The organism is Phenylobacterium sp., assembly GCF_035309685.1.
Classification (GTDB): Bacteria; Pseudomonadota; Alphaproteobacteria; order Caulobacterales; family Caulobacteraceae; genus Phenylobacterium.
The window spans coordinates 1-3,652 of record NZ_DATGEX010000010.1 but is presented as its reverse complement, the minus strand read 5'-3'; the positions used below and the strand labels follow the sequence as shown (position 1 = coordinate 3,652).

Below are 3,652 nucleotides of genomic sequence, written 5' to 3'. Positions count from 1 at the left end.
CAGTCCATCTCCCAGGTGAAGCCGATCCCGCCGTGGGTCTGGATGTTCTCCTTGGCGGCGAACCAGAACGCCTCCGACGCGGCGATCCGCGCGGCGCTGGCGGCCAACGGCATCTCCGGCGCGTCGGTGTTGAGCGCCCATGCGCCGTAATAGGCGTTGGAGCGGGCGAGCTCGTTCTTGACGTAGATGTCGGCCAGCTTGTGCTTGATCGCCTGGTACGACGCGATCACCCGCCCAAACGCGTAGCGCTCCAGCGCATAGGCCTTGGCCATCTCCAGGCACCTGTCGGCGCCGCCGCACTGTTCGAAGGCCAGCAGGATCGCGGCGCGGTCGAACACCTGCTCGACGATCTCCATCCCGGCGCCCGCCTCACCCAAACGAATGGCCGGGGCGTTCTTGAAGGTGAGCTTGGCCGCATCGCGGCTCGGGTCGAGCGTCTGCAGCACCTCGCGGGTGACGCCCTCGCCGTCCAGATAGACGCTGTAGAGGCCGGGCTTGCCGTTCTCCTTGGCCAGCACCAGGGCCACATTGGCGATGTCGCCGTCGGTGACCGGCAGCTTCACGCCCGAGAGCTTGCCGTCGGTGACCGTGGTCTTCAGGCTCGCCGCCGTGGCGGGCCCCGGCCCTTCGGAGGTCGCCATGCAGCCGATGATCTCGCCGGCGGCGACCTTGGGCAGCAGCCAGGCCTTCTGCTCCTCGTCGCCCGCCAGCATCACCGCCTCGGCGACGAAATAGACCGTGGAGGCAAACGGGATCGGCGCCACGGCGCGCCCCAGCTCCTCGGCGATCGCACAGAGCTCGAGATGGCCCAGGCCCAGGCCGCCGTAGGCCTCGGGGATCGCCGCGCCCAGCCAGCCCTGCTCGGCGACCGCCTTCCACAGAGCCTCGTCATACGCCTTGCCGGCGTCATCCAGCACGCCGCGCACCCGGGCGGTCGTGCAGTTGGCCTCGAGGAACTTCCGCGCCTCGCCCTTCAGGAATTTCTGGTCGTCGGAAAAATCGAAGTTCACGTGCGCCATCCCGCCGGTTGACCCGGCCCTGCGAGGTTTACTTGCACGTCAACATACGCCTCGTGGAGACGCTGAAAAGCATGACCCGGCGTCAGCCGCCTGCCGTGAAGACTCCGTCCTTGGACACACGCCCGACCAGGCGGCCGCCCTCCCAGAGCTCGGCGTCGCGGCCCCGCCGCGCGGCGGCCTGCGCCTGCGCGCCGGCCGCCTTGTCGTCGACGGCCTCGAACGCCTGGCCAAGCTGCAGCCGGCCATCCGGATCGACGATGTAGATACGATACGACTTCACGCGCACGCCCCCCGGCGAGCCTCCGTTTTACGGGCTTTGCCGGCGACGTCTGTCAGGTACCAGACGCGTTTCGGAAAAAGCTCAAAGGAACAAGGCGCTCCGCTGGCAGGTTGGGCGCCCCATGGAAGTCGACAGACCGACGGCCATGCAGATCATCGTCGCATGGCGGGACAACAAGTGGGTGGTGTTGCGCAACGCCGCCGAGATCGGCTCCTACGCCTATCGCGCCCACGCCATGGACATGGCCCGCACGCTCACCGCCGAGGCGATCGAGCTGCGCATCGACTGCTACATGCTGGTGCGCGAGCAGGACGGGCGTTGGGACGAGCATCCTTGCCCCAAACCCGCGCGCGAGGGGTGAAACTCGCCCGGTAGCGCCTTGGCGCCGCCACAGGGCCGGGGATAGATGCAACCATGCGCACAGATACGCCTCAGGCCATCCGCCTCGCCGACTACCAGCCGCCCGCCTTCCTCATCGACGAGGTCCATCTCACCTTCGCCCTGTTGCCCAACGCGACGCGTGTGAAGGCGAAGCTGCAGGTGCGCCGCAACGGCGATCACGCCGAGCCGCTCAAGTTCAACGGCGAGCGGCTGAAAGCCATTTCGGTGGCCATCGACGGCCGCGCGCTCGCCGAAAACGAGCGGACCATCGACGGCGAATTCCTGATCATCCCAGGCGCGCCGGACGCCTTCACCCTGGAGACCGAGGTCGAGATCGACCCCGAAGCCAACAAGGCGCTGGACGGCCTCTACATGTCGGCCGGCCGCTTCTGCACCCAGTGCGAGGCCGAGGGCTTCCGCAAGATCACCTTCTGGCCGGACCGGCCCGACGTGCTCTCGCGCTTCACGGTGCGGGTCGAGGCGGACAAGGCGTTCCAACGCCTGCTCGCCAACGGCAACCTGATGGAGAACGGCCCGCTTCCGGGCGGGCGCCACTACGCGGTCTGGAACGACCCCTTCCCCAAGCCCTGCTACCTGTTCGCCCTGGTGGCCGGCGAGCTCGACGTGCTGGAGGACAAGCTGGTCACCATGACCGGCCGCACGGTCGACCTCAGAATCTACGTCGACCCCGGCATGGCGCCCCGCGCCGCCTACGCCATGGACGCGCTGAAGCGCGCGATGAAGTGGGACGAGGCGACCTTCGGCCTGGAGTACGACCTCGACCTCTTCATGATCGTCGCGGTCCGCGACTTCAACTTCGGGGCCATGGAGAACAAGGGGCTGAACATCTTCAACTCCTCGCTCCTGCTGGCCGACCCGGCCACCGCCACGGACATGGACTTCGAGCGCATCGAGAGCGTCGTGGCGCACGAGTATTTCCACAACTGGACCGGCGACCGGGTGACCTGCCGCGACTGGTTCCAGCTGTGCCTGAAGGAGGGCCTGACGGTCTTCCGCGACCAGAGCTTCTCCGCCGACCAGCGCGGCCACGCCGTGCAGCGGATCAAGGACGTCAAGGCGCTCCGCGCCCGCCAGTTCTCCGAGGATCAAGGCCCGCTGGCCCACCCCGTCCGCCCGTCGAGCTACATGAAGATCGACAACTTCTACACCGCGACCATCTACGAAAAGGGCGCGGAGGTGATCCGGATGCTGAAGACCCTGATCGGGCCCGACGCCTTCCGCAAAGGCATGGACCTCTACTTCGAACGCTGGGACGGCCACGCCACCACCGTCGAGGAATTCATCCGCTGCTTCGCCGACGTCTCCGGCCAGGACCTCACCGCCTTCTTCGCCTGGTACGAACAGGCCGGCACGCCGGCGGTGACGCTCAAGAGCACCTACGACGAAGACCGCCGCGAGCTCACCCTGGAGTTCGTCCAGGAGACCGCGCCGACGCCCGGCCAGCCCACCAAGGGCGCCCTGCCGATCCCGGTCACGGTCGGCCTGCTGGACGCCGAGGGCCGAACCCAGGCCTTCCTGCGCGACGGCCAGGCGGCGGACGAGACGCTCGTCGTGCTGGAGGGCGCCAGGACCAAGGTCGTGCTGACCGGCGTCGACGAGCGCCCGGTGGTCTCGGCCCTGCGCGGCTTCTCCGCCCCGGTGAAGCTCAGCTCCAACGCCGAGGCCCGCGACCGCTACATCCTGCTGGCCGGCGATCCGGACCTGTTCAACCGCTGGGAGGCCGGCCAGGCGCTGGCCCGCGAACTGATCCTGGCCCGCGCCGCCGGCGAGGCCGACGAGGTGGCCGAGGAACGCTACGCCGAGGCGGTGGGCCGGGCTTTGCACGACCAGTCGGCGGAAGACGCCTTCAAGGCCTTGCTGCTGACCCTCCCCAGCGAATCCGACCTCTCCCTGGCGCAGAGCCCGGCCGATCCGGCCTCGATCCACGAAGCCCGCGAAACGCTCCGGGCTC

General features: G+C 68.4%; 4 protein-coding genes. 2 read left to right on the top strand and 2 right to left on the bottom strand.

Features of this window, described 5'->3' with window-relative positions; genetic code table 11:
* Positions 1-1,010, bottom strand: a 1,010-nt coding sequence (locus VKQ35_RS02335; RefSeq protein ID WP_324358440.1) for an acyl-CoA dehydrogenase family protein, incomplete at its 3' end; no start/stop codon positions are given.
* A gap of 91 nt (positions 1,011-1,101) precedes the next feature.
* A complete protein-coding gene (locus VKQ35_RS02330; protein WP_324358439.1) occupies positions 1,102-1,299 on the bottom strand; it encodes a hypothetical protein in 198 nt (65 codons plus the stop codon).
* A gap of 121 nt (positions 1,300-1,420) precedes the next feature.
* Here VKQ35_RS02330 and VKQ35_RS02325 point away from each other — a divergent pair, with 121 nt between their 5' ends.
* A complete protein-coding gene (locus tag VKQ35_RS02325; RefSeq protein WP_324358438.1) occupies positions 1,421-1,660 on the top strand; it encodes a hypothetical protein in 240 nt (79 codons plus the stop codon).
* Positions 1,661-1,713: 53 nt separating this feature from the next.
* A partial coding sequence (gene pepN, locus VKQ35_RS02320; RefSeq protein WP_324358437.1) for an aminopeptidase N occupies positions 1,714-3,652 on the top strand: 1,939 nt, incomplete at its 3' end.